Here is a 25,557-nt window from a genome sequence, read left to right on the forward strand (position 1 = left end):
GTTCGTTAGACCGATCGCGCCCCTCGCGCCTCCACCAGTGCGCGCGTACGCTCCATGATCCAGCGCCCGGGCTCGCCCATCGCCTGCTCCAGCGTGATCGTGCCATCACAAAGGGCGCGCGCGTCGGCGAGCCCCACCGCCTCGAGTTCCTCCGGGGTAGCATCGATCGAACCGGCCACGGCGACGACCGGCACACAGCAGCGCCGTGCCCGCCGAACCACCTCGGCCACGACCTTGCCATGCGCGGTCTGGCCGTCGACCTGCCCCTCGCCCGTGATCACCAGATCGCTCCCGGCGATCGCCGCATCGAGATCGATCAGATCCGCCAGGTACACCGCCCCCATGCGTGACTGCCCGCGCAGGACACAGGCCAGTGCAAAGCCCAGTCCGCCGGCAGCCCCCGCCCCGGGCATGGCGCCCGGGCGGCGCAACTCCCCCGCCTCGTCAATCGCGCGTTCCAGCCGCTCCATGTAGGCATCCATGCGTGGCACGTCTTTCGTGGCCAGGCCCTTTTGCGGGCCGAACACCGCCGCAGCACCCCGGTTGCCCGTCAACGGGTTGTCGACATCGTTCAGCACCGTGATGCGGAGTCCCGCAAGCCGTGGCTCCAGACCAGAGAAATCGGCACTTTCCAGGTGCTCCAGCCGGTCCGGGACAGGATCCAGCTCGGCCCCTTCTCGGTCCCGAAAGCGGACCCCCAGTGCGTGCAGCATCCCGGCACCGCCATCCACCGTGCCGCTGCCCCCGAGGCCGATCAGCACATGCCGGGCACCGGCATCCAGGGCGGCAAGGATCAGGTGCCCCACGCCGCGGGTATCGAGCCTCCACGGATCGCGCTCGGCCTCGGGCACCAGGCCCAGCCCACAGGCCGAGGCGACATCAATCACCGCGCGTCGGGTGACGGCATCGCACCCCCAGCCCGCCGAGACATGCTGCCCACGCGGATCACGGACATCGGACAAATGCCAGGCCCAACCCATGGTATGGCTGACCAGTTCCGCCGTCCCTTCTCCCCCATCCGCCATCGGCAACGCCCGGATGCGGGTGGATGGACTCGCGGCATGTACACCGCGAGCCATCGCCTGGGCCACGTCTGCCGCATCCAGACTGCCCTTGAAGCTGTCCGGACACAGCACGACCCGCCTCAGCTCAGACAAAGACGAGCCCCAGCAGGTAGATCACGATCATCGCGCTCACACCCTGCAACAGCGTGGCGGTCGTATAGGCCTTGTAGGCGGTCGACACCTTCATGCGGCTGAACTGGGTCACCACCCAGAAGAAGCTGTCGTTGGCATGCGACACGGTCATCGCGCCCGCACCCACGGCCATCACGGCCAGCACCATGCCCATGTCGGAATCCAGGCCCAGCGCTGGCAGCAGCGGCGCCACCATACTGGAAGCGGCCACCAGTGCCACCGTCGACGAACCCTGCGCCGACTTGAGCGCAGCCGCCAGCAGGAACGGCACCAACAGGCCCAGGCCCAGCCCTGTCAGCATGTCGCCGAGCTGGTCACCGATCGGTGTTTCCTGTAGCACCGAGCCAAACGCGCCGCCCGCCCCGGTGATCAGCAGGATCGGGGCCGCGAGCAGAACCGCATCGACCGTCATCTGGTGGAAACGGCCGCGCTTGTCGCCGCCCTTGACCAGCAGCAGGGCGAACACCACGCCAATGGCCAGCGCGACGACCGGCTGGCCGAGGAAGATCAGTGCCGCCGCGAACATGCCGGGATCGACATCGCGGGTGGCGAGGGACGCGATCGAGCCGATGGAGATCAGGATGATCGGTGCCAGGATCGGCATGAACGCGGCCAGGGTCGTGGGCGGATTGGCCAGGTCGGGCTCCGGCTTCTTCACCTCCTGACCGGTCGCCTCCTCAATCGGGTCCGGCTCCAGCAGCTCGTCGTCGTTCGCGTGGGTATAGCGGCTGGCCCAGAGCCAGCCAACCGCGGCCGCCACGGCGGCCACCACGAGACCGAACAGGATCACCAGCCCCAGCGCATCGGCAATCCCGATGTTGCTGGCTGCGGCGATCGGGCCCGGCGTCGGCGGAACAAAGTTGTGCGTGGCGAACAGGCCCGTCGCCAGCGCGACACTCATCGCCACCATGGACACGCCGGCCTTCTTCGCCAGCGCGTTCTTCAGGGAGTTCAGGATCACGTAGCCCGAGTCGCAGAACACCGGGATCGACACGATGTAGCCGATGATTGTGGCCGTGAGGTTCGGGAATCGATCCGACAACGCGCGGATGATTGCCTCCGCCATCACGATCGCCGCCCCGGTGCGATCCAGGATCACCCCGATGATCGTGCCCAGCGCGATCACGATCCCGATATAGCCCAGCGTCCCGCCAAAACCGTCGTTGATGACGCTGATCGCCTCTTTCGGGGCAATACCCCCGATCAGCGCCATCACAAAGGCCGCCAGCAACAGGGCAAGGAAGGGGTGGACTCGCAGCTTCACGGTGGCGAACACCAGCGCCGCCACGACGATAATCAGGCCAATAATCAGCATCTCGCGTCCTCGTCTTGTTGTGGTTATCGAGTTAAGAGCATAGACCCTGTAACCCGTCTTGGGACGAGAAATTCCATACTGGATTCAATCCGCGCTCGCACGACAGACCGACAAAAGAAAAGGCCGCCCGAAGGCGGCCCTGGCGTGAAGCACGATGATGGAGGCTGGGGTCGGAATCGAACCGGCGTACACGGATTTGCAGTCCGCTGCATAACCACTCTGCCACCCAGCCTGTATCGGGTGGGTCCCGGCCCGCATGATGCCCGCGTGATGCGACAGGCGGCAGCCGAAACAGAAAACCCCGGCCGAACCGGGGTTTCACGAATCTGTTGGAGCGGGAAACGAGATTCGAACTCGCGACCCCAACCTTGGCAAGGTTGTGCTCTACCAGCTGAGCTATTCCCGCTCTTCGTTAACGGCGCGTATTCTACCGCACCGGGGGTGAACGTCAATACCCCACCGGCGTTTCCGTGCGGCCGATCAGCGCCCGCGCGCGGCCGCCAGCATGTACTGCACCATCGAGACCAGCGTCAGGACGGCCGCCAGATACAGCAGCCATTCACCGATCGCGAAAATCGGCAACCCGGCGACCGGCTCCGCCCACAGCAGCAGGAAGATTGCCACCATCTGGGCGGTGGTCTTGACCTTGCCGACCCAGGATACGGCCACCTTCGCGCTGGCGCCCACCTCGGCCATCCATTCGCGCAGGGCCGAGATCGCGATCTCGCGCCCGATGATCACGACGGCCGCCAGTGCCAGACCCACACCCGGGTTGTGATCCACAACCAGGACCAGCGCGGCGGCCACAATCAGCTTGTCCGCCACGGGATCCAGGAAGGCCCCGAAGCGGGTGGTCACCTCCCAGCGCCGGGCCAGGTAGCCGTCCGCCCAGTCGGTGATCGCGGCGAGCGCAAAGACAATGGCGGCCACGATGCCGGCCGTAGGCATCGGCAGGGCATAGAACACGACGATCAGCAGCGGGATCATCACGATCCGCGACCAGGTCAGCCAGTTGGGGAGTTCACGGATCATCTGCTGGTCAGCCCCAGGGAAACACTGATTAATGTACACGCTCGTGCTCGAGTCGCTTTTGCGTGCGAACAAGGCGCGGTGACTGCCGTGCAGTCATTCTGCACAAGGGAACCGCAACGCCGTTCCCACGCCCGTTTTTGATAACAACGGGAGGCCGAGCCCCTTCGGGGTTGGCACCCCAGGTTCCCCGATCCGGCGTTGCGGCACTTGCCGGTAGAACCACTACCGGCTGCGCACCGCGCCTTGTCTCGGAAAACCTGGGGTGCCAACACGAGTGTGTACATTAATCAGTGTTTCCCTAGTGAAACTGGTCGTAAATCGCCTGCGCGAGCCGCCGGTGGATACCCGGCACCTTGGTCAGCTCGTCGACGCCGGCCCGGGCCACCCCGCGCAGCCCCCCGAAGTGGCGCAGCAACGCACTGCGGCGCTTCGGCCCCAGCCCCGGGATCGCCTCCAGGGTCGATTCCTTCCGGGCCTTGGCCCGGCGCGCACGGTGCCCGGTAATCGCGAATCGATGGGCCTCGTCGCGGATCTGCTGGATCAGGTGCAGGGCACCCGAGTGCGCCGGGAGTATAGAGGGGGCCTCGACCCCGCTCAATATCAGAGTTTCCATACCCGGCCGGCGTTCCTCGCCCTTGGCGACGCCGATCACGCGGATGTGATCGAGCCCGAGGTCCGCCAGCACATTGAGCGCCTGCGTGACCTGCCCCTTGCCACCATCGATGAACAGGATGTCCGGCTCCTGACCTTCCCCCTTCTTCAGGCGGGCGAAGCGCCGGCTCAGCGCCTGATGCATTGCGGCGTAATCGTCGCCGGGCTCGATGCCGTCGATATTGAACCGCCGATAGTCGGATTTGATCGGCCCGTCAGGCCCGAACACCACGCAGGAGGCCACCGTGCGTTCGCCCCCGGTGTGCGAGATATCAAAGCATTCCATGCGCTTGGGCGGACTCTCCAGGTTCAGTTCGGCGGTGAGCGCGTCCAGGCGCGCGGTCTGCCCGGCCTGACTGGCGATGCGTGTCTTCAGGGCCAGTTCGGCATTGCGCCGCGCCATGTCCAGCCAGCGCGCGCGGTCGCCGCGCAGCGACCAGGCAAGCTGGACCTTGCGGCCCCCGCGCCGCTCCGACAGGAAGGCCTCCAGCGCCGACGCACCTTCCGGCTCGTGCGACAGCAACACGCGCGCCGGCGGGTCGCGTTCGGCGTAGTACTGCGCCAGCACTGCCGCCATGATCTCGCCGGTGTCAGTGGCCTCCGGCACGTTCGGGAACAGTTCGCGGTTGCCCAGGTTCTGCCCCCCGCGCACAAAGAAGATCTCCACGGCCACCACGCCCGCCTCCTGTGCCAGCGCAATCACGTCGGCATCGCCCTCGCCGCCGGAGACAAACTGCTGCTCGGAGATCTGGCGCAGCCGCGCAATCTGGTCCCGCAGCCGCGCCGCATGCTCGAAGTCGAGACGTTCGGAGGCCGCCTCCATGCGCTGCATCAGGTCGGCGATCACCACCTCACTCTTGCCCTGCAGGAACTGCACGGAAGACTCGACGTCGCGGGCATACTCTTCGGGCGTGATGTAGCCCACGCAGGGCGCCGTACAACGCCCGATCTGATACTGCAGACAGGGCCGGGAGCGGTGCGCGAACACGCTGTCCTCGCACTGACGCACCTGAAACAGCTTCTGCAGCAGCGCCAGGCTCTCGCGCACCGCCCCGGCCGAGGGATAGGGCCCGAAGTACCGCACCCCCTTCTTCTTCGCGCCCCGGTGAAACCCGAGCCGCGGATAATCCTGATTCGACACGAAGATGTAGGGGTAGCTCTTGTCGTCCCGCAGCAATACGTTGTAACGCGGCCGGTGGCGCTTGATCAGGTTGGCCTCGAGCAGCAGGGCCTCGGCTTCGGTATGCGTGACCGCGACACGAATGTCCGCGATCTGACGCACCATCGACCGGATCCGCGGCCCGCGATCGTCCGAACCGCGAAAGTAGCTGGCCACACGACTCCTGAGATTGCGCGCCTTGCCGACGTACAGCACGCCGCCGCTGGCATCCAGCATCTGATAGACACCGGGCGACTGCGTCAGCGTCTTCAGGAAGGCCTTGGAATCGAATCCGGTCTCGGGCGTGCTCATCACAGCGTCAGGATACCGGATCAACCAGCGAAATCGGCCAGTACCCTTATGGCCAAGGGCGCGCTATCCACCAAATGCGCCACCCATTCGCGTTCCTGGCTCGGGGATGACCCGTTGCGCTCCCCCTTCAATGAAGGGTCCCCCGGCCCCAGCCAGTTCTACTCGAGATGGGCGCGAATGCGGGCGAAGAGTTCGCCGAACATGGCCGGGGTGAGGCGGCGGGTCTGGGTGTTGTAGCGCGAGCAGTGGTAGGAATCGATCAGCCGCATGCCGTCCAGCGCATGCTCGGCGCCGTGGGCAAAACGCAGGCTGGACAGGGGCAGACCCCGGGCCCGCAGCACCGCGTCATGGGCGATCTTGCCGAGCGCCAGGATCACCCGGGGCTGCATCGCATCCATCTCGGATGCCAGGAAGCCGTTACAGGTGCGGATCTCCTCGGTGGTCGGCTTGTTCTGCGGCGGCAGGCACTTGACCGCATTGGTGATGCGGCAGTCCAGCAGTTGCAGCCCGTCGTCCGCACTCACGCTCTCGGGTGCGGTGGCGAAGCCGTACTGGTGCAGGGTCTCGTAGAGCAGCACCCCGGCGTAGTCCCCGGTGAAGGGGCGCCCCGTGGCGTTGGCCCCGTGCATCCCGGGGGCCAGCCCGACGATCAGCAGCCGCGCATCCAGTGGCCCAAACGATGCCACGGGCGCGGCGTGGTAGTCCGGGTGCTTCGCCCGCACGTCGTCCAGGAAGCCCGCCAGGCGCGGACAGCGCCGGCAGTGCGGATCGAACACCGGAAACGACTCAGCTTGCATCGGGCCAGTCGCGGTAGGGATTCCGGGCCAGCTCGGTGTTGTAGTAGCGCGGGTCGTGCGAGACCTCCTCGCCCAGCCACTCGGGCCGCGGGAACTCGGCATCGCTTGCGGGCAGCTCCAGCTCGGCCACGATCAGGCCGGTATTGGCGCCCTCGAACACGTCGATCTCGTATTCCCAGCCGTCGACGTCCACCCAGTAGCGTGTCTTCTCGACCTGCGGGCCGGCGAGGGTGTCGAGCAGGCGGTGCGCCTCTTCGACCGGGATCGCGTACTGGTACTCGTCGCGTTCGACACCGAGGGTCGCGCTCTTGATGTTCAGGTTCGCGCCCTCCTCGTCCACGCGTACGCGGATCGAGGCGCGGTCGTTGCCGCACAGATAGCCCTGGCGCATGCGCTGCGAGCGCGCCACGTGGCTGCGCCAGGCATCACTGGCCAGCAGAAACTTGCGTTCGATCTCGCGACCCATGTCGTCGACTCCCGTCTTTCGGCGAACCGCTTCGTATCAGGCTTTGGCAGGGGCTTCGCCTGCAAGCAGGCTCCCACAGGAATGGAATCGCGAAGTGGCGCGCGCTACATGCGGATCAGCGCGGAGCCCCAGGTAAAGCCGCCGCCAAAGGCCTCGGTCAGGATCAGGTCGCCCTTCTTGATACGCCCGTCGCGCACGGCAGTATCCAGCGCCAGCGGGATGGACGCGGCGGAGGTGTTGCCGTGCCGGTCGACCGTGACCACAACGTTGTCCATGGACATGTTCAGCTTCTTGGCGGTGGCCTGGATAATGCGGATGTTGGCCTGGTGCGGGACCAGCCAGTCCAGCTCGGACTTGTCGATCCCGTTGTACTCCAGCGTCTCGTCGACGATCTGATCCAGCGTATTGACGGCAACGCGGAAGACCGCGCGGCCCTCCATGCGGATGAACTCGAGATCCGGGTTGTCGCCGGGCTGCGAGACCCCGCCCGGGACCTCCAGCAGGCCCTTGTGGTGGCCATCCGCGTGCAGGTGGGTCGAGATGATGCCCGGGTCCGGCGAGCGCGACAGCACCACCGCGCCGGCACCATCGCCCCACAGGATGCAGTTGCCGCGGTCGGTGTAGTCGGTGATGCGCGAGAGCGTCTCGGCCCCGACGACCAGCACATGCCGGATCTCGTCGCTCTGCATGAAGCGATCGGCCGTGGCGAGTGCATAGACAAAACCGGAACACACCGCCTGCACGTCGAAGGCCGGGCAGCCGCCAATCCCCAGCTTGGCCTGCAGGATGCACGCGGTACTGGGAAAGATCTGGTCCGGGGTCGTGGTGGCGACGATGATCAGGTCCAGGTCGGCGGGGCGGATGCCCGCGGCGTCCAGCGCGCGTTCGGCGGCCTTCAGCGCCAGGTCGGAGGTCACCTGATTCTCGGCCACGATGTGGCGCTCGCGAATCCCGGTGCGCTCCTGGATCCAGGCATCCGATGTATCCACCATGGCCTCGAGATCGGCGTTGGTCAGGATGCGCTCGGGCAGGTAGCTCCCGGTCCCGCTGATGCGTGCATGCTTCATTGCGCGTGCTCCTGCCCCAGTAACTGTCCCAGCTGCTTGTCGATGCGGCTGGAGATGTTGGCCTCGGCCTCGACCCGGGCAATGCGGATCGCGTATTCGAATGCCAGGGCATCGGCACTGCCGTGGCTCTTGATCACCACGCCCTGCAACCCCAGCAGCGAGGCCCCGTTGTAACGCCGGTGGTCAAAGCGGTGGCGCAACCGGCGCAGCACGGGCAGCGCGAACAGACCGGCCAGCCGCGAGTACAGCGAGGCGCGGAACTCGGCCTTCATGTTCGTGGAGATCATCTTGGCCACGCCCTCGCTGACCTTCAGCGCCACGTTGCCGACAAAGCCGTCGCAGACCACCACGTCGACATCGCTGCAGTAGACGTCGTTGCCCTCGACGAAGCCGACATAGTTCAGGCTGGATTCCTCCAGCATGCGGCCCGCCTCGCGTACCCGGTCGTTACCCTTGATGGCCTCCGACCCGATATTGAGCAGCCCCACCTTGGGGGCCTCGAGCCCGTCCACCGCATTCGCCAGCACCGAGCCCATGACCGCGAACTGGTACAGGTGTGCCGCCTCGACGTCCACGTTGGCGCCGAGATCCAGCATGTGGGTATGACCGTACAAAGACGGCAGCGCAGTCGCGATCGCCGGACGGTCAATCCCCGGCAGGGTCTTCAGCACATAACGCGCGGTGGCCATCAGCCCGCCGGTGTTACCGGCCGACACGCAGGCCTGGGCCGTGCCTTTCTTGACCTGGTCGATGGCCACCCGCATCGAGGAGTCACGCTTGGTACGCAGGGCGACGGCCGGCGACTCCTCCATGCCGACCACCTGGCTGGCATGCACGATTTCAACGCGATCGCGCTCGGTCGCCGTCCATTCGGCAAGACCGGATTCGATCGTCGCCTCGTCCCCCACCAGCAGCAAGCGGAAGTCGTCTGCCACCTTCAGCGAACGGCGGGCAGCCGGGAGCACCACGGGGGCCCCGTGGTCGCCGCCCATCACATCCAGGGCGATGGTGAATTCACGGCTCATGCGCGGGCCCGATTAAACGCGGAAAGGCCACGGTGCAGCCGCAGCCGTGGCCCCAGCAAGGTCATCACGCCGAGCTTAGTCTTCGTCGTCTTCGACTTCGACGTCCTGCTGGATCACCTGACGACCACGGTAAAACCCGTCCGGGGTCACGTGGTGCCGGCGATGGACCTCTCCGGTGGTCGGATCGGTGGACAGGGTCGCGCCCTTCAGCCCGTCGTGGGAGCGGCGCATATCGCGCTTGGAACGGGTCTTGCGGCGTTGTTGCACAGCCATGATGAATCTCCAGATTAATCAAATCCCGCCTGTGCGGGGTTAGCCCGAATCAAAAACGGGCGCAAGTATAGCGTTTCGAGCCGGGCGGCGCCCTGCTCCGCCCGGCCTACCGATCGTTGCCGTGGCTCGAACTGCCCTTTAGCTGCTCGAGCACCGCAAACGGGTTGTCCTCGCGCTGCCCGGGAACAAACTCGGGCTCCACCGCCGGCTCGCAGTCCGCGTGGCGCGGCACCAGCGGCCAGGCCAGCAGCACCTCGTCCTCGGCCCACACGGCCGGGTGCAGCCGTCCGTCGTCCGCGAGTTCGAGGATGTCCTCGTCCGCGCCCAGGCCTTCTACGGAGCCGCCCGCCGGCAGGATCACCGCATCGGTCTCCAGCCGGAATTCCCAGGCCATCGGCTGCAGGCAGCGCTGGCAGGTCTGCCACAGCTCGCCGGTGATCACACCGGTCAGCCGCACCTCGTCCAGCGCCCCGCGCTCCAGCCCGAAACGGACATGGACTCGCAGCGGGTGCTCGGCCAGCGACTCGTCCCGCAGGCGCGGCAGGTCCTCCGCAGACAAATCGCCTTCGAATTCCTGGTGCCGGGCTCGTGGCTGCCACGGGTCGAGAGATACGGGAATACGACTCATAGAACACTCAAATACAAGGGCGCGGAATATACGCGCGCGAGGGCTGTTCTGTCAAAGCGAAACAGAAACTTGCAGCCCTTCGACTGCATGCCGATACTCGGGTTGTCACTGACCTTCCCGGGACCTTCCGTTTGATCCGCAAGCTGCTCATAGCCAACCGGGGCGAGATTGCCGTGCGCCTGATCCGGGCCTGCGCGGAGATGGGAATTACCTCGGTCGCGGTGCATACCGATGCCGACCGCCACGCCCTGCACGTAAAAAAGGCGGACGAGGCCTATGCGATCGGGCCCGACAGCATGGGTGGGTATCTCAGCATCCACCGGCTGATCAGCGTCGCTCGGGCCGCCGGCTGTGATGCCGTGCACCCCGGATACGGTTTTCTCTCGGAGAACGCGGATTTCGCGGCGGCCTGCGCGGCGCGCGGGCTCATCTGGGTCGGCCCGGACGCCAGCGTCATCCGCCGCATGGGCGACAAGGTGGCCGCGCGACAGGCGATGATCGAGGCCGGGGTGCCGGTCACCCCCGGATCGGAGGGCAACCTGGAGACCCTGGAGGCCGCACTGGAGGCCGCCGAGGCCATCGGGTATCCGGTAATGCTCAAGGCCACCAGTGGCGGCGGCGGGCGCGGCATCCGGCTGTGCGAAGACCCGGACGCCCTGCGGCGCAACTTCGACCGCGTGCGCTCGGAGGCCACGCGTGCATTCGGCAGTACCGAAATCTTCCTGGAAAAGGCCGTGGTCAACCCACGCCACATCGAGGTCCAGATCCTCGCCGACACCCATGGCAATGCCGTTCACCTGTACGAGCGTGACTGCTCCGTGCAGCGGCGCCATCAGAAACTGATCGAAATCGCCCCTTCACCGCAATTGAACGAGGCACAACGCGAGCGCCTGGGCGCGCTGGCCGTCACGGCCGCACAGACGGTCGGGTACCAGAATGCCGGGACTGTCGAGTTCCTGATGGACGGCGACGATACGTTTTATTTCATGGAGATGAACACGCGTCTTCAAGTAGAACATCCAGCTACCGAGATGATCACGGGAGTGGACATCGTCCAGGAGCAGCTGCGCATCGCCAGTGGCGAACCCCTGCGTTACGACCAGTCGCAGATCTCCCGCCGTGGCTTCGCCATGGAGTTCCGGATCAACGCGGAAGACCCGACCAATGACTTTCTGCCGAGCTTTGGTCGCATTACGCGCTACTTTGCCCCGGGCGGGCCGGGCGTGCGCACCGACGGCGCGATCTACACCGGCTACGAGATCCCGCCGCACTACGATTCGATGTGCGCCAAGCTGATCTGCTGGGCGCTGGAATGGGACGACCTGCTGACGCGCAGCAACCGCGCCCTGCGCGACATGGGCGTATTCGGGGTCAAAACCACCATCCCGTATCACCTGGCGATCGTGAATCACCCGGACTTTCGCCGCGCGGATTTCAATACCGGCTTCATTGCCGAGCACCCTGAACTGACCAATCTTCCGGCCAAGCGCTCCGACCGCCAGCTGGCCGTCGCAATCGCCGCCGCTATCGCCGCCCACCACGGGCTCTAGAAAGTCACTGCCCCACCGGACTAGCCATGGATCGAGTTCACATTACGGATGTCACCCTGCGCGACGGCCACCAAAGCCTGATCGCCACGCGCATGCGCACCGAGGACATGCTGCCGATCTGCGAGCAGATGGACGCGATCGGCTTCCACTCCCTCGAGGCCTGGGGCGGGGCCACGTTCGACGCCTGCGTGCGCTTTCTGAAGGAAGACCCGTGGGAGCGCCTGCACCAGCTCAAGGGCGCACTGCCCAATACCCCGCTGCAGATGCTGCTGCGCGGGCAGAACCTGCTCGGCTACCGCCACTATGCCGACGACGTCGTTCGCGCCTTCGTCGAGCGCTCGGTGGCCGGCGGCATCGACATCATCCGCATCTTCGACGCGATGAACGATGCACGGAACCTGCGCACCGCGATCGAGGCCACACGCAAAGCCGGCGGCCATGCCCAGGGCACGCTGTGCTACACCACCGGACCGGTACACTCCGCCGCCCAGTTCGTCGCCCTCGCCCGCGAGCTGGTGGCAATGGGGGCGCAGAGCATTGCCATCAAGGACATGGCCGGGTTGCTGACCCCCACCGCCACCCGCGAACTGGTGACCGAGCTGGTCGACGCGCTGGATGTCCCGATCCACCTGCATGCGCATGCCACCTCGGGTCTATCCGAGCTGTGCCACTGGCAGGCGATCGAGGCTGGCTGCCGCCACATCGAGACGGCGATCTCCGCCTTCGCCGGGGGCACCAGCCATCCCCCAACGGAAAGCCTGGTCGCGGCCCTGTCCAGCACAGAACACGACACGGGGCTGGATCTCGTGGCCCTGCAGAAAATCGGCCTGTATTTCCACGAGGTGCGCAAGAAGTACCAGCGTTTCGAGAGCGAATACACCGGCGTCGACACCCGCGTGCAGGTGAACCAGGTCCCGGGCGGCATGATCTCCAACCTGGCCAATCAGCTGCGCGACCAGAACGCGCTGGACCGCTTTGATGCCGTGCTGGAGGAAATCCCGCGCGTGCGCGAGGATCTCGGCTACCCGCCCCTGGTCACGCCGACGTCGCAGATCGTCGGGACCCAGGCGGTGATGAACGTACTCGCCGGGGAGCGCTACAAGACCATCACCAACGAGGTGAAGCAGTACCTGACCGGGCACTACGGCCGTGCACCGGGGCCCATCAACCGTGTCATTCAGCGCAAGGCGATCGGCAACGCCGAGGTCATCGACGTGCGCCCGGCGGACCTGCTGAAGCCGGAGATGGACCATCTGACCCGGGAGATCGGCGATTTGGCCCAGGGGCCCGAAGACGTCCTGACCTTCGCGCTGTTTCCCGAGGTCGGCCGGTCCTTCCTCGAGCAACGACGCAACGGCACGCTCGAACCGGAACCATTGAACCTGCCCGAGAACACACAGGCCGGCTGCCCGGCACCGGTGGAGTTCAACGTCACCTTCCACGGGGAGTCGTACCACATCCGCGTGAATGGCAGCGGCCATCACCGCGAGGATACGCGGCCGATGTACGTCACCATCGACGGTATGCCGGAAGATGTCCTGATCGAGACGCTGGACACGATCGACACGGCCGGTGGCGGTGGTGCCGAATCACCGCGCACAGGCAAGAAATCCCGCCGCGCCACCCGCCCGGGCGATGTGACCACGTCCATGCCCGGAACCGTCATCGACGTACTAGTGGCCGAGGGCGACACCGTGGAGGCCGGCCAGCCGGTGCTGGTGCTCGAGGCGATGAAGATGGAGTCCGAGATCGCCGCACCCATCGCCGGCACGGTACGCGCGGTGAACGTGGCCAAAGGTGCGGCCGCCAATCCGGACGATGCCCTGATCGAGATCGATTCTCCCGATGGGTAAGCCCGTGCGCGAGATCGTCCTTGCCTCGACCTCGCCCTATCGCGCCCAGCTATTGCAGCGGCTGCATCTGCCGTTCACGACGGCCGCGCCGCAGGTCGACGAGACGCGGCTTCCGGACGAAGACGCAGCGGCCCTCGTGCGGCGCCTCGCCGAGGCCAAGGCACGAGCGGTCACCGGCGGCACCCACCCGGACGCATTGATCATTGGTTCCGACCAAAGCGCCAGCCATGGGGGCCGTATCCTCGGCAAACCGGGCAATGCCGAGCGCGCACGCGAACAGCTGGCCTCGCTGTCCGGCGGCACGGTCACCTTTCACACCGGGCTGTGCCTGCTGGATGCCTCCAGCGGCGAGGCACGGGTGGAGGACGTTGAATACACCGTCACCTTTCGCCGGCTGTCGGACGCGGAGATTCGAGCCTATGTCGCGCTGGACAATCCCGTGGACTGCGCCGGCAGCTTCAAGTCGGAGGGACTGGGGGTCAGTCTGTTCGAGCGCATGGAGGGTTCGGACCCTACCGCCCTGGTGGGTCTGCCGCTGATCCGCCTGTGCCACTGGCTGCGGGAAGCCGGTATTGCCATGCCCCCCACCGAGGAGCGCTGATCAGGTCTCCGGCGAGCGCCGGGAAACCGGAAGATCCAGGTCGGCATCACGCCACATCGCCTGCAGGCGCGCATGATCCTCGCGCAGCGTGCCGTCCACGCGCGAAGCCCCGGCGGTCGATGCCAGTACCTCGCGGGCCCACTCCGGCAATTGCGGGTGCAACCGATAGTAGATCCAGTTGCTTTCGCGTCGGGTCGTCACCACGTCCTGCTGACGCAGCGCGGCCAGATGACGCGAGACCTTCGGCTGCGAGATCTCCAGCGCGGTCATCAGCTCGCATACACAGAGCTCGCACTCCATTTGAATCAGCAGCATCGAACGCAAGCGGGTGTCGTCCGACAGCAAGCTGAAGAAAACGGAGGGGGTCAGAGACATAGCAAATCCACTTCGGCCGATCCGGCCACTATAACTCGGCCTTTAAAGGCAAGATTAGCACGCACGGGCACCCAAGGACCCCAGTGCGTGCGGGTATGCAGCAAAACCATTAGTGATGACGGTGGTGAGGCGGGCGCTGACTGGCGTCGGAGGCTTCCGGGTCACCTGCGCGGTTGTGATGGCACTGCTCGCCCGAGTCTTCGCTGGCCGGAGCGGCATCCAGTAACGCCACGATCCGGTCATACGAGGCCACCGCCTCGTTGCGCGAACGGTAGTGATCATGCGGCCCCTCGTCCGCCCCATGGTCATGCTCGCCGTGGTGACCACCCGCATCTTCTTCCGGCATCGCCAGCGCCAGTTCATGCATGTGCTCGGCCAGGGACACCGGCGTGGTACCGTTGTATCGCACGTGCTGCGGGTCGGCACCCGCGCCCAACAGGGCCTCCACCATGGTGGGATACCCGTAGAGCGTCGCGTAAGCCAGGGCAGTGGTGCCGCGCGGACCCGCCGCATCGACCTCCAGGTCGTCCTCCCGCAACAGGCGCTCCACCACATCCGGCTGTCCGCCGTGCACGGCCTTCATCAGCACCGTCACCCCTTCACGTTCACGGGCATTCACATCGGCACCCGCCTCGATCAGGCGATCCACGATCTCGACATCCCCGGCAACTGCCACCAGCAACGGCGTGAGTTCCCAGGGTCGCTGGGCAACATTGGGGTCAGCCCCCTGGCCAAGCCAGTGCGAGACCTTCTCCTGGTCGCCCGCGACGACCGCCTGCATTAACGCCGCGTCGGCCTCGTCGTTCGCCTGCACTAGCCCCCAGGAAACACCCAGCAGCATGACGACGACCCCGACAAAAGCCTTGGACTTGTTCATGTCCTTCCTCCTGACAGCTGGCATCCGCAGGACCCGGTGACACCCCGGCCCCGCGGACAACCAGTCAGCCCTAACTGATATTGAACCGGCTGCGGATATGCCCGATCGGCCGCAACGTGCCATCCGCGGCGCGGAAATCGAAGAAATCGATATCCACCGGGAAAGATCCCGCTTCCTTCGGCTCGAAGATCAGGTCATAGCGCTCGGCCGCGGTCATCAGGATCTCGCCACCCGCCGGAATGGTTTCGATCTCCGGCAGAGGACGACCATCCTCGGCCACGATCTGGATCGGTCCCAACTCGGCGGGGAAGCGAACCCGCTGTGGCACGTAACCTGCCATGATGTAGCGCAGCAGCACGCGATCCACGCGCGAGGCATTGACCACCACCGAGGGATCCGTCTCGGACAGATCCTCGCCAACACCATTGATGCAGAAGATCTCCGGATTGAAGTCGTTCAGCCCGGCGTCACCCCCGCACAGCGCCGCATCCCACGGCAGGCAGTGCCAGTTCATGTCGATATCATCCACGGCCCAGATCGCCTCGACGGTGTAGCTGGGCCCACCCTCATAGACGGTACCCGGGCCACTGGGCGGATCGACGATCAATGCCCCGTACATGCCCATCTCCGCATGCAGCACCGTATTGGTGTGGCAGTGATAGAAGTACGTCCCGGCCTGCGAGGCGCGCCACTGGTAGGTGTACTCGCCCAGCACATCGAACGAGTAGTGACCTACACCATCGTTGAAGGTGTCCGGCTCGATACCGTGGTGATGAATGGTATGGGGCGCCATCATCGCCATCGCGTTCAGGTGCGTATGCACGATCTGGCCCTGACGCACCCGGATCGGCGGCGAGGGCATGGCACCACCCATGCCGCCGCCACCGCCGCCACCTCCTCCACCGCCCATGCCGCCACCCCCCATGCCATCCATGTTGAAGCCCCAGATCGGGACCTCGACACCATTGATGACCTGGCTGCCCTGCATGAACGTCTGCAAAAAGAACTCCACATCCGGGGTTACTCGATTCGGCGTATTTGGTGCATCGATATGCAGACCACAATTCCCGGTAATACCGGCATCGCAGCCGCCCATGCCACCACCCATACCGCCGCCATCTCGGTTTCTGCTCATCTCTCAAACTCCCTGTTCCGTTCTTGGTCAACGCACGCGCCCCTCAGGGCAGATCGTTCGCGTCGCGGGTCAAATCCGGCTCGTTCGGTGGCGTCTGCCCCATGATGATGGGCGCGTGAGCCCCGTGCGGATAAAGGCCGCCACCGGCGGTCTGCGACATCTCGACATGGCAGTGCATCGGGAAATGCTGGATTTGCTGACTGGAGACCGGGGGATAGGCGTCCGGCGGTGTCTTGAACGGATACACGACCTCGCGCACATCAAGCGGGAACATCGATACCGCGTCCTTGTTCTTGTAAGGCGCGTTGAAGCGTTCGTAGTTAATCACGACCATCTCGACGTGATTGCCGTGAAAGTGCGGCGCATGCACGATGCCGCCGGCATTGAGCATGCGTACATAGGCGGGCTCGCCGTACTGCCCCATGAGTTCGGTGTTGTACTCGTGGGTGTTCTCGTACGCGTTGCCGTTGATCATGAAATAGCGCGGGTTGAACGACTCCGGGTTGATCGAGCCCACGTGGTAATCGCCCAGGTTGCGCACCGCCTGGCCCCAGGCCGGGTCGACGTTACTGAACAGCCACTTGTACTGCCGCACGAACTGCGGGCCGCCCGAAAACGGACGATCGCTGACGCCGGCAGGCATCACCACCAACGCCCCGTGCAGGCCCATGATGCGATTCACGCCGTTGTTCTGGTCGTCGTAATAGAGGTAGGTGCCGGCCGGCGGTGCCGAGAAGCTGAACTCGATCTCGTCGTTGGCGTTGACCGGGTAGCGAACGTTCGTTGCACCCACATGGAACACCACGGGCGTCGACAGCTCGTTCTTCAGTTGAACCGTGATCGTGTCGCCTTCCTGGCACAGCAAGGTCGGCCCCGGCGTGCTGATCCCGCTGCCCTGGACAAACCCGAACATCAGCGCCGTCGTGCCATCAATCATGGTCACGTCACCGCGTCGGGCCGTCAGGTCCACACTCAGTTCGGCCGCATGGGCACGCGGCGACCAAGCCAGCAACCCTGCCGCTCCAGGCACCACCATTCCGGCCGAAAGCGCCATGCCGGCCTTGAGAAAATTCCTACGATGCATACGCGTCGTCCTCCGTTCCTTCGGGGGAAGCGAAAACGCGGGACTGGCAACCGTCTTGTTGATTTTGTTATCCGGATCCGGACCGAGGTCATGGTTCCGTGACGATCGCGGGAACACCGTCGCCCGCCCCCAGTGTCGCGGCGCAACGTTCGTTCCCGGGGGTACTGGGGTCTGTCCGACCCAAGCTTCCCTGTACCCGCTCGCATTTGCGGCCCTTCACCCGCAGAACCGGACAAGGGCCGACCGGAACGGAACATAGACCAAAGTAGGAGTTTTTCCAGTCTTTCTGCGGACCGGTTTCACAAAGTGACATTTTCCAGCCTGCTTTCAGGCCAGGAGGTCAACGGGGACAGGCATTACGCGGGAGACTCCGCCCTTACGGCGGCTTCATTGAATCGGACGGAGGGACCGGATGATCGCTCGCAGGCGCGTTCTGACTTCGGCCGTCGAACCATCGTTTTCGACGGACCCCGAAGCCTCGGGGGCCAGACGTGCGAAAGGGGCCACTCGGACCCCTTTGCAGGATTTGGCGGAGAGTGAGGATTACGCGGCGCTTTGCGCCTCGCCCTTCGGGCCGTCACCTGCGGTGACGTTCGGGTGCCGCTGCGCGTCACCCGTCGAACCATCGTTTTCTATATCTCGGGTTCGAATCCCGATACCTCGGGGGCCAGACGTGCGAAAGGGGCCACTCGGACCCCTTTGCAGGATTTGGCGGAGAGTGAGGATTACGCGGCGCTTTGCGCCTCGCCCTTCGGGCCGTCACCTGCGGTGACGTTCGGGTGCCGCTGCGCGTCACCCGTCGAACCATCGTTTTCTATATCTCGGGTTCGAATCCCGATACCTCGGGGGCCAGACGTGCGAAAGGGGCCACTCGGACCCCTTTGCAGGATTTGGCGGAGAGTGAGGGATTCGAACCCTCGATGGGCTTTTGACCCATACTCCCTTAGCAGGGGAGCGCCTTCGACCACTCGGCCAACTCTCCGGAAACGCGGCACAGGATACGGGCTTGGGCCCATAAAGAAAAGGCCCGGCGGCCACTGGGACCGCCGGGCCTGGCAACCTCTGTCAGTCGTCGCGCGAGGAAGCGGCCACGCTCCCCCCTGGGGCAGACCCACCGCCGGACGAGCCCTGATCGTCGCCCGCTACGTTGGATTCGCGCTGGATGCGCTGGAAAATCTCCTCGCGGTGGACAGCAACGTCCTGAGGCGCGTTGATCCCGATACGAACCTGATTGCCCTTGACCCCCAGGACGGTGACGGAAACGTCCTCGCCGATCATGAGGGTCTCGCCCACACGTCGAGTCAAAATGAGCATGCTCTTCTCCGCAGTGCCTGTGTCGGACGCAGTCGGTCGTCCGGTAACCGTTTTACGGTCTGTCATCCTTAACCGTCCTCCTGTTGACCGACAGGTTCATGCTCAAGTTCAAAGGCATCATGGAGAGCGCGTACTGCAAGTTCGAGGTACTTCTCATCCACGACCACCGAGATCTTGATCTCGGAGGTCGAAATCATCCGAATGTTGATCGTCTCGCGCGACAGGGCCTCGAACATCTTGCTGGCAATCCCGGCGTGCGAACGCATCCCGACGCCGACCACCGAGATCTTCACGATGTGGGTATCCCCGGAGACCTCACGTGCATTCAAGGCCTTGCAGGCATCCTGCAGAATCGTCAGCGCCTTGTCATAGTCGTTGCGATGCACCGTAAAGGTGAAGTCGGTGGTCTGATCCGCGCCCACGTTCTGCACGATCATGTCCACCTCGATGTTGGCGTCCGCGATCGGCCCGAGGATACGATGCGCGACCCCCGGCTGATCGGGGACGCCCTGAACCGTCAGCTGGGCCTCGTTCTGATTGAACGCGATACCCGCAACCAGCGCCTGTTCCACCTGCGCATCCTCCTCCGTGGTAATCAGTGTCCCTTGTCCTTCCTCAAACGAGGACAGGACTCTTAGAGGGACGTTGTACTTGCCCGCAAATTCCACCGCGCGAATCTGCAGCACCTTGGAGCCGAGGCTCGCCATCTCCAGCATCTCCTCGAAGGTGATGCTGTGCAGGCGTCGCGCATTCGGCACCAGGCGCGGGTCAGTGGTGTACACACCGTCGACATCCGTATAGATCCGGCACTCATCGGCCTTCAGCGCGGCCGCCAGCGCGACCGCCGTTGTATCCGACCCGCCGCGGCCCAGTGTGGTGATTGCGCCGTGCTCGTCCACACCCTGGAATCCGGCCACAACGACCACTCGGCCGGCCTCCAGATCCGCGCGCACACGGGCATCGTCGATACTGCGGATACGCGCCTTGTTATGTGCGCTGTCCGTGCGAATCGTGACCTGGGCGCCGGTATAGGAGCGCGCCGGGCAACCATGCGCCTCCAGCGCCATCGACAGCAGGGCAATCGTCACCTGCTCGCCGGTGGAGAGAAGTACATCCAGCTCGCGACCATCGGCCCGCGGGTTCAGGGCGTGCGCAAGCCCCAGCAGACGATCCGTCTCGCCGCTCATCGCGGAGACGACGATCACCAATTGATGGCCCTCCTCGCGTAGCTTCAGCGCCCGCTCCGCGACCGCCTGGATGCGCTCGGTGGTGCCCACCGAAGTGCCCCCGAATTTCAGTACCAGCAACGCCATTGCACGATTCCATTCACCGCCACCCGGAAAGGCGGCGCATTAAACATCATTCAGTTCTTCATTGCGAGAACCCTCGAGCACGCGCAGCAAGCGTCCCGAGGGTGGCGGACAGACATCGCCGCGGCGCTGGCCACGCGATGACGGATGGTCTTCAGGCGCGTTCGCGTACCCAGTCCGCGACCGAGGCCAGCGCGGCATCCAGCTTGTCCGGGCTCTGGCCGCCGGCCATCGCCATGTCCGGGCGACCGCCGCCCTTGCCGTCCACCTGCGCGGCGACATGACCGACCAGGTCGCCGGCCTTGAACTGGCCGGTCTCGGCCTTGGTAACGCCGGCCACCAGGCTGACCTTGCCCTCGCCGGTCGCGGTTCCCAGGACCACGACCGCCTTGCCAAGTTTCTGCTTGAGCTGGTCGACCATGTCGCGCAGGGCCTTGGGCTCCACGCCGTCGATCTTCGCGGCCAGCACCTGCACGCCGCCGACCTCCTGCGCCTGCGAGGCCAGGTCGCTGCCGGCCTGGCTGGCCAGCTTGCCCTTGAGCTGTTCGATCTGCTTTTCCAGTTCGCGCGAGCGCTCCTGCAACTGGGCGACCTTGTCGGCCGCCTCGCCACGCCCGGCACGCAGGCGGTCGGCGATCGCATCCAGATACCCGAGCTGCTCGTCCACCCAGCGTAGCGCCACCTCGCCGGCCACCGCCTCAATACGGCGGATCCCGGCAGCCACCCCACCCTCGGAGGTAATGCGGAACAGTCCGATGTCGCCGGTACGATCCACATGCGTGCCGCCGCACAGCTCCACGGAGGTGCCGATCTTCAGCACGCGCACCTGGTCGCCGTACTTCTCGCCGAACAGGGCGACCGCGCCGGACTCCATCGCCGATTCGATGTCCATCACGCGGGTGTCTGTGGCCTCATTGGCCAGGATCTCGGCGTTCACCTGGGCCTCGATGGCGCGTAGCTGTTCGTCGGTCAGCGGCTCCATGTGGGTGAAGTCGAAACGCAGGCGATCGGGGTCCACCAGCGAGCCCTTCTGCTGGACGTGGTCGCCCAGCTGGTCGCGCAGGGCCTTGTGCAGCAGGTGGGTCGCCGAGTGGTGGCGACGGATATTCTCGCGGCGCGGGCCTTCGACCGCGGCCTGCAGCGTCTGGCCAACCTCCAGCGTGCCGGCACGGACCTGGCCGACATGGATATGCGCCGCGCCCTGCTTGCGCGTATCGGCGACCTGGAAGCGCACGCCGGAGCCGCTCAGCGTGCCGACATCGCCCACCTGGCCGCCGGACTCGCCGTAGAACGGCGTACGGTCCAGCACCACCAGACCTTCGGCGCCGACCTCGAGTCGTTCGACCGGCTCGCCGTTCTGGTACAGCGCGACCACGCGACCCTCGTCGTCGACGGTCTCGTAGCCGGAGAATGTGGTCTCGAGATCGATCTGCGGCAGGCCGCCGTCGTCCATGGAGAAGTGGCTGGCGGCGCGGGCCCGGGCGCGCTGGTCGGCCATCGCGGACTCGAAGCCCGCCATGTCCAGCTCCAGGCCACGCTCGCGCGCGATGTCCCCGGTCAGGTCCACCGGGAAGCCGTAGGTGTCATACAGCAGGAAGATGGTCTCGCCCGGGATCACCTTGCCCTCGAGATCGCGCAGGTCGTCCTCGAGGATCTTCATGCCCTTGTCGAGCGTCTCCAGGAACTTGCGTTCCTCCTTCTCCAGTACCTGCTCGACCCGGGCCTGCGCCTCGGCCAGCTCCGGGAAGGCCTCGCCCATTACGCGCACCAGATCGCCGACCATCTGGTAGAGGAAGGCGTCCTGCGCGCCCACCTTGAAGCCATGGCGCGCGGCGCGGCGGATGATGCGGCGCAGCACATAGCCGCGGCCCTCATTCGACGGCAGCACGCCGTCGGTAATCAGGAAGGCGATGGAACGGATGTGGTCGGCGATCACGCGCAGCGAGGCGGAGTCCTGCTCCTTCGCCCCGGTCACGCGTGCGGCGGCCGCGATCAGGTCCTGGAACAGGTCGATCTCGTAATTGGAGTGCACGCCCTGCAGCACCGCGGCCAGGCGTTCGAGGCCCATGCCGGTATCCACCGACGGACGCGGCAGCGGGTTCAGCGTGCCGTCCGCGTCGCGGTCGTACTGCATGAACACCAGATTCCAAATCTCGATGTAGCGATCACCGTCTTCGTCCGGGGATCCGGGCGGGCCACCCTCGACCTCCGGCCCGTGGTCATAGAAGACCTCGGTGCAGGGGCCGCAGGGGCCGGTGTCGCCCATCTGCCAGAAGTTGTCGGAGCCGCCGTCCGGCTTGTCACCGATGCGCACGATGCGCTCGGCCGGGACCTGGATCTCGTTCGCCCAGACGTTATAGGCGTCGTCGTCGGTCTCGTAGACCGTGACCCACAGCTTTTCCGGCGGCAGACCAATGGTCTCGGTCAGGAACTGCCAGGCGTAGTGGATCGCATCGCGCTTGAAGTAGTCGCCAAAGCTGAAGTTGCCCAGCATCTCGAAGAAGGTGTGATGCCGCGCGGTGTAACCGACGTTTTCCAGGTCGTTGTGCTTGCCGCCCGCGCGCACGCAGCGCTGGCTGGATACCGCGCGGTTGTACGAACGCTTCTCGCGACCGAGGAACACATCCTTGAACTGCACCATCCCCGCGTTGGTGAACAACAGCGTGGGATCGTTGCCCGGTACCAGCGGGCTGGAGGACACGATCGTATGGCCATGCCCTTCAAAGAATTCGAGGAAACTCCGGCGAATGTCGGCGCTTTTCATGCGGTTCCGATTGAATATGGGGTCAAAACCGGAATCCTATCACGCAAGCCCCCAACCCGCGTATTGCCGGGCCCGCCTTCGGGCCATGATGCAGGAGGCCAGCCCTCTGGCCGATCGGGCCTGTCCAGCACCCCATCGCGCAGAGGGCTGCGCTCCTACAGCGACAGAGCCACCAACCGGTAGGAGGCCAGACCACTGGCCGATCGGGGCATCACCAAACGTCGTATCGCGCAGAGGGTTGCGCTCCTACAGTGGGGACCATGCCTCCTGCGTCCTACGGGGTCTCGTCCTTCCAGGCCGCGAGGGCCTGGTGGGCAACGCCGCCGGAGAAGCCGCGGCCGGCGAGGTGGCGGAGCATGCGGGCCTCGTCTTCGCGGGTATCGGGGGGGTAGCGGAAGTGGCGTTCGAGCTGGCCGCGGGCCTGGTCGGTCCAGTTGACCTCCAGGGCGTCGATGGCGGCGTTGACGGTGTCGTTGCTGATGCCGTTGTGGGCAAGTTCGGCACGGATGCGCTGTTCGCCGTAGCCCTGCTCGGTGCGGTGGCGGGCGATGAAGTCCGCGTAACGGGTGTCGCTCAGGTAGTCGAGTTCCCGCGCGCGTTCCAGCGCGGCATCCACCGCGTCGCGCTCGAACCCGCGCTCGGCCAGCTTGCGCGCGAGCTCCAGCGCGGAATGCTCGCGCCGCACCAGCAGCCGGAGCCCGGCCTCCAGTGCGGCGTCCGGGTCGGCCGGGTCAGCCTTGCTCCTCGACCGGGGCATCGACCGGCTCGTCCTCCACCGCAGCCTTGTTGCGCTTCGGCAGCAGGCGTTCGCGCAGGGTCTTTTCGACTTCCTCGGCGATCTGCGGGTTGTCCTTCAGGTACTGGCGGGCGTTTTCCTTGCCCTGACCAATCCGCTCGCCGTTGTAGCTGTACCAGGCGCCGGCCTTGTCAATCAGGCCTTCCTTCACACCCATCTCGATGATCTCGCCGACCCGCGAGATGCCCTCGCCGTAGAGGATCTCGAAGTAGGCCTCGCGGAACGGGGGTGCCATCTTGTTCTTGACGACCTTCACGCGGGTCTCGTTGCCGATCACCTCGTCGCCCTTCTTGATCGCGCCGATGCGGCGGATATCCATGCGCACGGAGGAGTAAAACTTGAGCGCGTTGCCGCCGGTGGTGGTCTCGGGGCTGCCGAACATCACGCCGATCTTCATGCGGATCTGGTTGATGAAGATGACCAGGGTGTTGGAGCGCTTGATGTTGGCGGTCAGCTTGCGCAGCGCCTGCGACATCAGACGCGCCTGCAGGCCGACATGGGAGTCGCCCATCTCGCCCTCGATCTCGGCCTTGGGCGTGAGCGCGGCCACCGAGTCGACGATCACCACATCCACCGCACCGGAGCGCACCAGCATGTCGGCGATCTCCAGCGCCTGCTCACCGGTATCCGGCTGCGAGACCAGCAGATCGTCCACGTTCACGCCCAGCTTCTCGGCGTAGGTCGGGTCCAACGCGTGCTCGGCGTCCACGAACGCGGCGGTGCCGCCCAGCTTCTGCGCCTCGGCCACCACCTGCAGGGTCAGGGTCGTCTTGCCCGAGGACTCCGGGCCATAGATCTCGACCACGCGCCCGCGCGGCACGCCGCCAATCCCGAGCGCGATGTCCAGCGCCAGGGAGCCCGTGGAGATCGCGGGGACGTCCACCGCCTGCTGATCGCCCATGCGCATCACCGCGCCCTTGCCGAATTGGCGTTCGATCTGCCCCAGTGCGGCGGTCAGGGCCTTCTTGCGATTCTCGTCCACGGTATGCCTCCCGATGCTTGCAGCGATGGTTTCCGATCCGTTGCGGGGCGGATACGGGGCCGCAGTATCCCACAGGGCGGGGAGCGACCCAACCCGGGTTCACGGTTCGAAGGGGATCCCCGGAGGCACCGGTGCCTCCGGGGATGGTCATGGGGTCAGGCCGCCTCGTGCACCAGCAATGCACTCAGTGCGTGCAGCATCGCCTGCAGGCGTACATCGTGGCGTTCGCCATCGAAATGGCAGGTCTCGACGCGCGCATCCTGCCCGCGCTCCTGCCAGCCAAAGCAGACCGTGCCCACCGGCTTGTCCACGCTGCCGCCGCCAGGCCCGGCGATCCCGGTCACCGAGAGCGCCAGGTCGGCATCGCAGTGGGCAAGCCCGCCCTCGACCATTGCCCGCGCCACGGCCTCGCTGACCGCGCCGTGCTGCTCGATCAGCTCGGCCGGCACCCCGACCATCCGCGTCTTGGCCGCGTTGGAATACGCCACCCAGCCGCACTCGAACCAGCCCGAACTGCCGGGAACATCGGTAATCGCCTGGGCGATCCCGCCCCCGGTACAGGACTCGATGGTGCAAAGCTTGCGCTCGCTGGCGAGCAGCCGCTCGCCGAGGTCGTAGACCAGCGCCGAGAGCCCGGCCAGATCGGGCTCGTGCGGGCTCACAATCACAGTCGATTCCGCTTCCATGTCCGCATCATCCCTCGCTATCAAAGACAATGGCCACGCGCCAGATCACCCGATCTTCGCCCAGGGGATCGCTGCGCACGACCTCGCCGGCACGCTCCAGGGCGGGCACTCGCCCGTCCGGGCTGTGAACCGCGATACTCACACGCTCGCCCGCCTGTGGCGCATGCGGCCAGCGAAAGGCACAGCCGCTGGCCGAAAGGTCCTCCAGCCGCACATCGTCCACCGCACCGGTCGCCGTCCAGGTCACTTGTGCGGGGGTATCGACCTGCATGCGCCGGAAGCCCCGGCGATCATCTTCTCCCAGCATGC

24 protein-coding genes and 3 tRNA genes are annotated in these 25,557 nt (G+C 65.6%); 3 read left to right on the plus strand and 24 right to left on the minus strand.

Annotation, left to right across the window (positions count from 1 at the left end):
• Positions 1-5: 5 nt before the first annotated feature.
• From TK90_RS08020 to TK90_RS08075, 12 genes are all read right to left on the minus strand, one after another.
• Positions 6-1,136, minus strand: a complete 1,131-nt coding sequence (locus tag TK90_RS08020) for a glycerate kinase (protein ID WP_012982973.1) — start codon at positions 1,134-1,136, stop codon at positions 6-8.
• A 13-nt stretch (positions 1,137-1,149) separates the two neighbouring features.
• A complete protein-coding gene (locus tag TK90_RS08025) occupies positions 1,150-2,511 on the minus strand; it encodes a GntP family permease (protein WP_012982974.1) in 1,362 nt (453 codons plus the stop codon).
• Positions 2,512-2,669: 158 nt separating this feature from the next.
• A tRNA-Cys gene (locus TK90_RS08030) sits at positions 2,670-2,743 on the minus strand.
• 98 nt (positions 2,744-2,841) lie between these two features.
• Positions 2,842-2,917, minus strand: a tRNA-Gly gene (locus TK90_RS08035).
• Positions 2,918-2,991: 74 nt separating this feature from the next.
• Positions 2,992-3,543: a CDP-diacylglycerol--glycerol-3-phosphate 3-phosphatidyltransferase gene (gene pgsA, locus TK90_RS08040; RefSeq protein ID WP_017926843.1), complete on the minus strand. Its 552-nt coding sequence runs from the start codon at positions 3,541-3,543 to the stop codon at positions 2,992-2,994.
• A 298-nt stretch (positions 3,544-3,841) separates the two neighbouring features.
• Positions 3,842-5,665 (minus strand): excinuclease ABC subunit UvrC, encoded by a 1,824-nt coding sequence (uvrC, locus tag TK90_RS08045; protein ID WP_012982976.1) that lies wholly within the window; start codon positions 5,663-5,665, stop codon positions 3,842-3,844.
• Between the two features lie 158 nt (positions 5,666-5,823).
• Positions 5,824-6,462: a uracil-DNA glycosylase gene (locus TK90_RS08050; RefSeq protein WP_012982977.1), complete on the minus strand. Its 639-nt coding sequence runs from the start codon at positions 6,460-6,462 to the stop codon at positions 5,824-5,826.
• Entirely contained in the window at positions 6,452-6,928 is a 477-nt protein-coding gene (locus tag TK90_RS08055) for a CYTH domain-containing protein (protein ID WP_012982978.1), read from the minus strand. Before TK90_RS08055 ends, TK90_RS08050 begins: the two co-directional genes overlap by 11 nt.
• A gap of 104 nt (positions 6,929-7,032) precedes the next feature.
• On the minus strand, positions 7,033-7,995 hold the full coding sequence (locus tag TK90_RS08060; RefSeq protein ID WP_012982979.1) for a beta-ketoacyl-ACP synthase III: 963 nt from the start codon (positions 7,993-7,995) through the stop codon (positions 7,033-7,035).
• Positions 7,992-9,020: a phosphate acyltransferase PlsX gene (gene plsX, locus TK90_RS08065; protein WP_012982980.1), complete on the minus strand. Its 1,029-nt coding sequence runs from the start codon at positions 9,018-9,020 to the stop codon at positions 7,992-7,994. The genes TK90_RS08060 and plsX overlap by 4 nt, the downstream gene beginning before the upstream one ends.
• A gap of 75 nt (positions 9,021-9,095) precedes the next feature.
• Positions 9,096-9,293: a 50S ribosomal protein L32 gene (gene rpmF, locus TK90_RS08070; protein WP_012982981.1), complete on the minus strand. Its 198-nt coding sequence runs from the start codon at positions 9,291-9,293 to the stop codon at positions 9,096-9,098.
• Positions 9,294-9,399: 106 nt separating this feature from the next.
• Positions 9,400-9,921 carry a DUF177 domain-containing protein gene (locus TK90_RS08075; protein ID WP_012982982.1) on the minus strand — a complete coding sequence of 174 codons (522 nt, stop codon included), beginning with the start codon at positions 9,919-9,921 and terminating at the stop codon, positions 9,400-9,402.
• Positions 9,922-10,052: 131 nt separating this feature from the next.
• Between TK90_RS08075 and TK90_RS08080 the strand changes: the two genes are divergently transcribed.
• The 3 genes from TK90_RS08080 to TK90_RS08090 are packed head-to-tail and all read left to right on the plus strand — an operon-like array spanning position 10,053 to position 13,925.
• Positions 10,053-11,471: an acetyl-CoA carboxylase biotin carboxylase subunit gene (locus tag TK90_RS08080; protein ID WP_012982983.1), complete on the plus strand. Its 1,419-nt coding sequence runs from the start codon at positions 10,053-10,055 to the stop codon at positions 11,469-11,471.
• A gap of 26 nt (positions 11,472-11,497) precedes the next feature.
• Positions 11,498-13,324, plus strand: a complete 1,827-nt coding sequence (oadA, locus tag TK90_RS08085; protein ID WP_012982984.1) for a sodium-extruding oxaloacetate decarboxylase subunit alpha — start codon at positions 11,498-11,500, stop codon at positions 13,322-13,324.
• Positions 13,325-13,328: 4 nt separating this feature from the next.
• Entirely contained in the window at positions 13,329-13,925 is a 597-nt protein-coding gene (locus tag TK90_RS08090) for a nucleoside triphosphate pyrophosphatase (RefSeq protein ID WP_026148288.1), read from the plus strand.
• On the opposite strand, the gene TK90_RS08095 is transcribed toward TK90_RS08090, so the two are convergent.
• The 12 genes from TK90_RS08095 to TK90_RS08150 form a co-directional block, all read right to left on the minus strand.
• Complete coding sequence (locus TK90_RS08095) at positions 13,926-14,300, minus strand: metalloregulator ArsR/SmtB family transcription factor (RefSeq protein ID WP_012982986.1); 375 nt, start codon at positions 14,298-14,300, stop codon at positions 13,926-13,928.
• Positions 14,301-14,409: 109 nt separating this feature from the next.
• Entirely contained in the window at positions 14,410-15,177 is a 768-nt protein-coding gene (locus TK90_RS08100) for an ankyrin repeat domain-containing protein (RefSeq protein ID WP_012982987.1), read from the minus strand.
• 70 nt (positions 15,178-15,247) lie between these two features.
• Complete coding sequence (locus TK90_RS08105) at positions 15,248-16,312, minus strand: multicopper oxidase domain-containing protein (protein WP_012982988.1); 1,065 nt, start codon at positions 16,310-16,312, stop codon at positions 15,248-15,250.
• A 43-nt stretch (positions 16,313-16,355) separates the two neighbouring features.
• Positions 16,356-17,366: a multicopper oxidase domain-containing protein gene (locus TK90_RS08110; RefSeq protein WP_026148287.1), complete on the minus strand. Its 1,011-nt coding sequence runs from the start codon at positions 17,364-17,366 to the stop codon at positions 16,356-16,358.
• A gap of 921 nt (positions 17,367-18,287) precedes the next feature.
• A tRNA-Ser gene (locus tag TK90_RS08115) sits at positions 18,288-18,378 on the minus strand.
• Between the two features lie 83 nt (positions 18,379-18,461).
• The gene (gene csrA / locus TK90_RS08120; RefSeq protein ID WP_012982990.1) at positions 18,462-18,710 is read right to left on the minus strand and encodes a carbon storage regulator CsrA; all 249 of its coding nucleotides are present in this window, start codon (positions 18,708-18,710) and stop codon (positions 18,462-18,464) included.
• A 68-nt stretch (positions 18,711-18,778) separates the two neighbouring features.
• Entirely contained in the window at positions 18,779-20,023 is a 1,245-nt protein-coding gene (locus TK90_RS08125; RefSeq protein ID WP_012982991.1) for an aspartate kinase, read from the minus strand.
• A gap of 151 nt (positions 20,024-20,174) precedes the next feature.
• Complete coding sequence (gene alaS, locus TK90_RS08130) at positions 20,175-22,784, minus strand: alanine--tRNA ligase (RefSeq protein WP_012982992.1); 2,610 nt, start codon at positions 22,782-22,784, stop codon at positions 20,175-20,177.
• Between the two features lie 274 nt (positions 22,785-23,058).
• Positions 23,059-23,541, minus strand: coding sequence for a regulatory protein RecX (locus TK90_RS08135; RefSeq protein WP_012982993.1), 483 nt, complete (start codon positions 23,539-23,541; stop codon positions 23,059-23,061).
• Complete coding sequence (recA, locus tag TK90_RS08140; protein WP_012982994.1) at positions 23,516-24,562, minus strand: recombinase RecA; 1,047 nt, start codon at positions 24,560-24,562, stop codon at positions 23,516-23,518. The genes TK90_RS08135 and recA overlap by 26 nt, the downstream gene beginning before the upstream one ends.
• A gap of 155 nt (positions 24,563-24,717) precedes the next feature.
• Positions 24,718-25,248 carry a CinA family protein gene (locus TK90_RS08145; protein ID WP_012982995.1) on the minus strand — a complete coding sequence of 177 codons (531 nt, stop codon included), beginning with the start codon at positions 25,246-25,248 and terminating at the stop codon, positions 24,718-24,720.
• A gap of 7 nt (positions 25,249-25,255) precedes the next feature.
• On the minus strand, positions 25,256-25,555 hold the full coding sequence (locus TK90_RS08150; protein WP_012982996.1) for a PilZ domain-containing protein: 300 nt from the start codon (positions 25,553-25,555) through the stop codon (positions 25,256-25,258).
• Positions 25,556-25,557 lie beyond the last annotated feature (2 nt).

Source organism: Thioalkalivibrio sp. K90mix, assembly GCF_000025545.1.
GTDB lineage: Bacteria > Pseudomonadota > Gammaproteobacteria > Ectothiorhodospirales > Ectothiorhodospiraceae > Thioalkalivibrio.

Excerpts from the sequence above, each read along its gene's own strand:
- TK90_RS08135 (WP_012982993.1), bottom strand. The coding sequence starts at position 23,541 with ATGCCCCGGTCGAGGAGCAAGGCTGACCCGGCCGACCCGGACGCCGCA.
- TK90_RS08145 (WP_012982995.1), bottom strand. The coding sequence starts at position 25,248 with ATGGAAGCGGAATCGACTGTGATTGTGAGCCCGCACGAGCCCGATCTG.
- TK90_RS08025 (WP_012982974.1), bottom strand. The coding sequence starts at position 2,511 with ATGCTGATTATTGGCCTGATTATCGTCGTGGCGGCGCTGGTGTTCGCC.
- csrA (WP_012982990.1), bottom strand. The coding sequence starts at position 18,710 with ATGCTCATTTTGACTCGACGTGTGGGCGAGACCCTCATGATCGGCGAG.
- plsX (WP_012982980.1), bottom strand. The coding sequence starts at position 9,020 with ATGAGCCGTGAATTCACCATCGCCCTGGATGTGATGGGCGGCGACCAC.
- TK90_RS08095 (WP_012982986.1), bottom strand. The coding sequence starts at position 14,300 with ATGTCTCTGACCCCCTCCGTTTTCTTCAGCTTGCTGTCGGACGACACC.
- rpmF (WP_012982981.1), bottom strand. The coding sequence starts at position 9,293 with ATGGCTGTGCAACAACGCCGCAAGACCCGTTCCAAGCGCGATATGCGC.
- TK90_RS08105 (WP_012982988.1), bottom strand. The coding sequence starts at position 16,312 with ATGAGCAGAAACCGAGATGGCGGCGGTATGGGTGGTGGCATGGGCGGC.
- TK90_RS08125 (WP_012982991.1), bottom strand. The coding sequence starts at position 20,023 with ATGGCGTTGCTGGTACTGAAATTCGGGGGCACTTCGGTGGGCACCACC.
- uvrC (WP_012982976.1), bottom strand. The coding sequence starts at position 5,665 with ATGAGCACGCCCGAGACCGGATTCGATTCCAAGGCCTTCCTGAAGACG.
- TK90_RS08100 (WP_012982987.1), bottom strand. The coding sequence starts at position 15,177 with ATGAACAAGTCCAAGGCTTTTGTCGGGGTCGTCGTCATGCTGCTGGGT.
- pgsA (WP_017926843.1), bottom strand. The coding sequence starts at position 3,543 with ATGATCCGTGAACTCCCCAACTGGCTGACCTGGTCGCGGATCGTGATG.
- TK90_RS08060 (WP_012982979.1), bottom strand. The coding sequence starts at position 7,995 with ATGAAGCATGCACGCATCAGCGGGACCGGGAGCTACCTGCCCGAGCGC.
- TK90_RS08075 (WP_012982982.1), bottom strand. The coding sequence starts at position 9,921 with ATGAGTCGTATTCCCGTATCTCTCGACCCGTGGCAGCCACGAGCCCGG.
- TK90_RS08150 (WP_012982996.1), bottom strand. The coding sequence starts at position 25,555 with ATGCTGGGAGAAGATGATCGCCGGGGCTTCCGGCGCATGCAGGTCGAT.
- alaS (WP_012982992.1), bottom strand. The coding sequence starts at position 22,784 with ATGAAAAGCGCCGACATTCGCCGGAGTTTCCTCGAATTCTTTGAAGGG.
- TK90_RS08055 (WP_012982978.1), bottom strand. The coding sequence starts at position 6,928 with ATGGGTCGCGAGATCGAACGCAAGTTTCTGCTGGCCAGTGATGCCTGG.
- TK90_RS08110 (WP_026148287.1), bottom strand. The coding sequence starts at position 17,366 with ATGGCGCTTTCGGCCGGAATGGTGGTGCCTGGAGCGGCAGGGTTGCTG.
- oadA (WP_012982984.1), top strand. The coding sequence starts at position 11,498 with ATGGATCGAGTTCACATTACGGATGTCACCCTGCGCGACGGCCACCAA.
- TK90_RS08050 (WP_012982977.1), bottom strand. The coding sequence starts at position 6,462 with ATGCAAGCTGAGTCGTTTCCGGTGTTCGATCCGCACTGCCGGCGCTGT.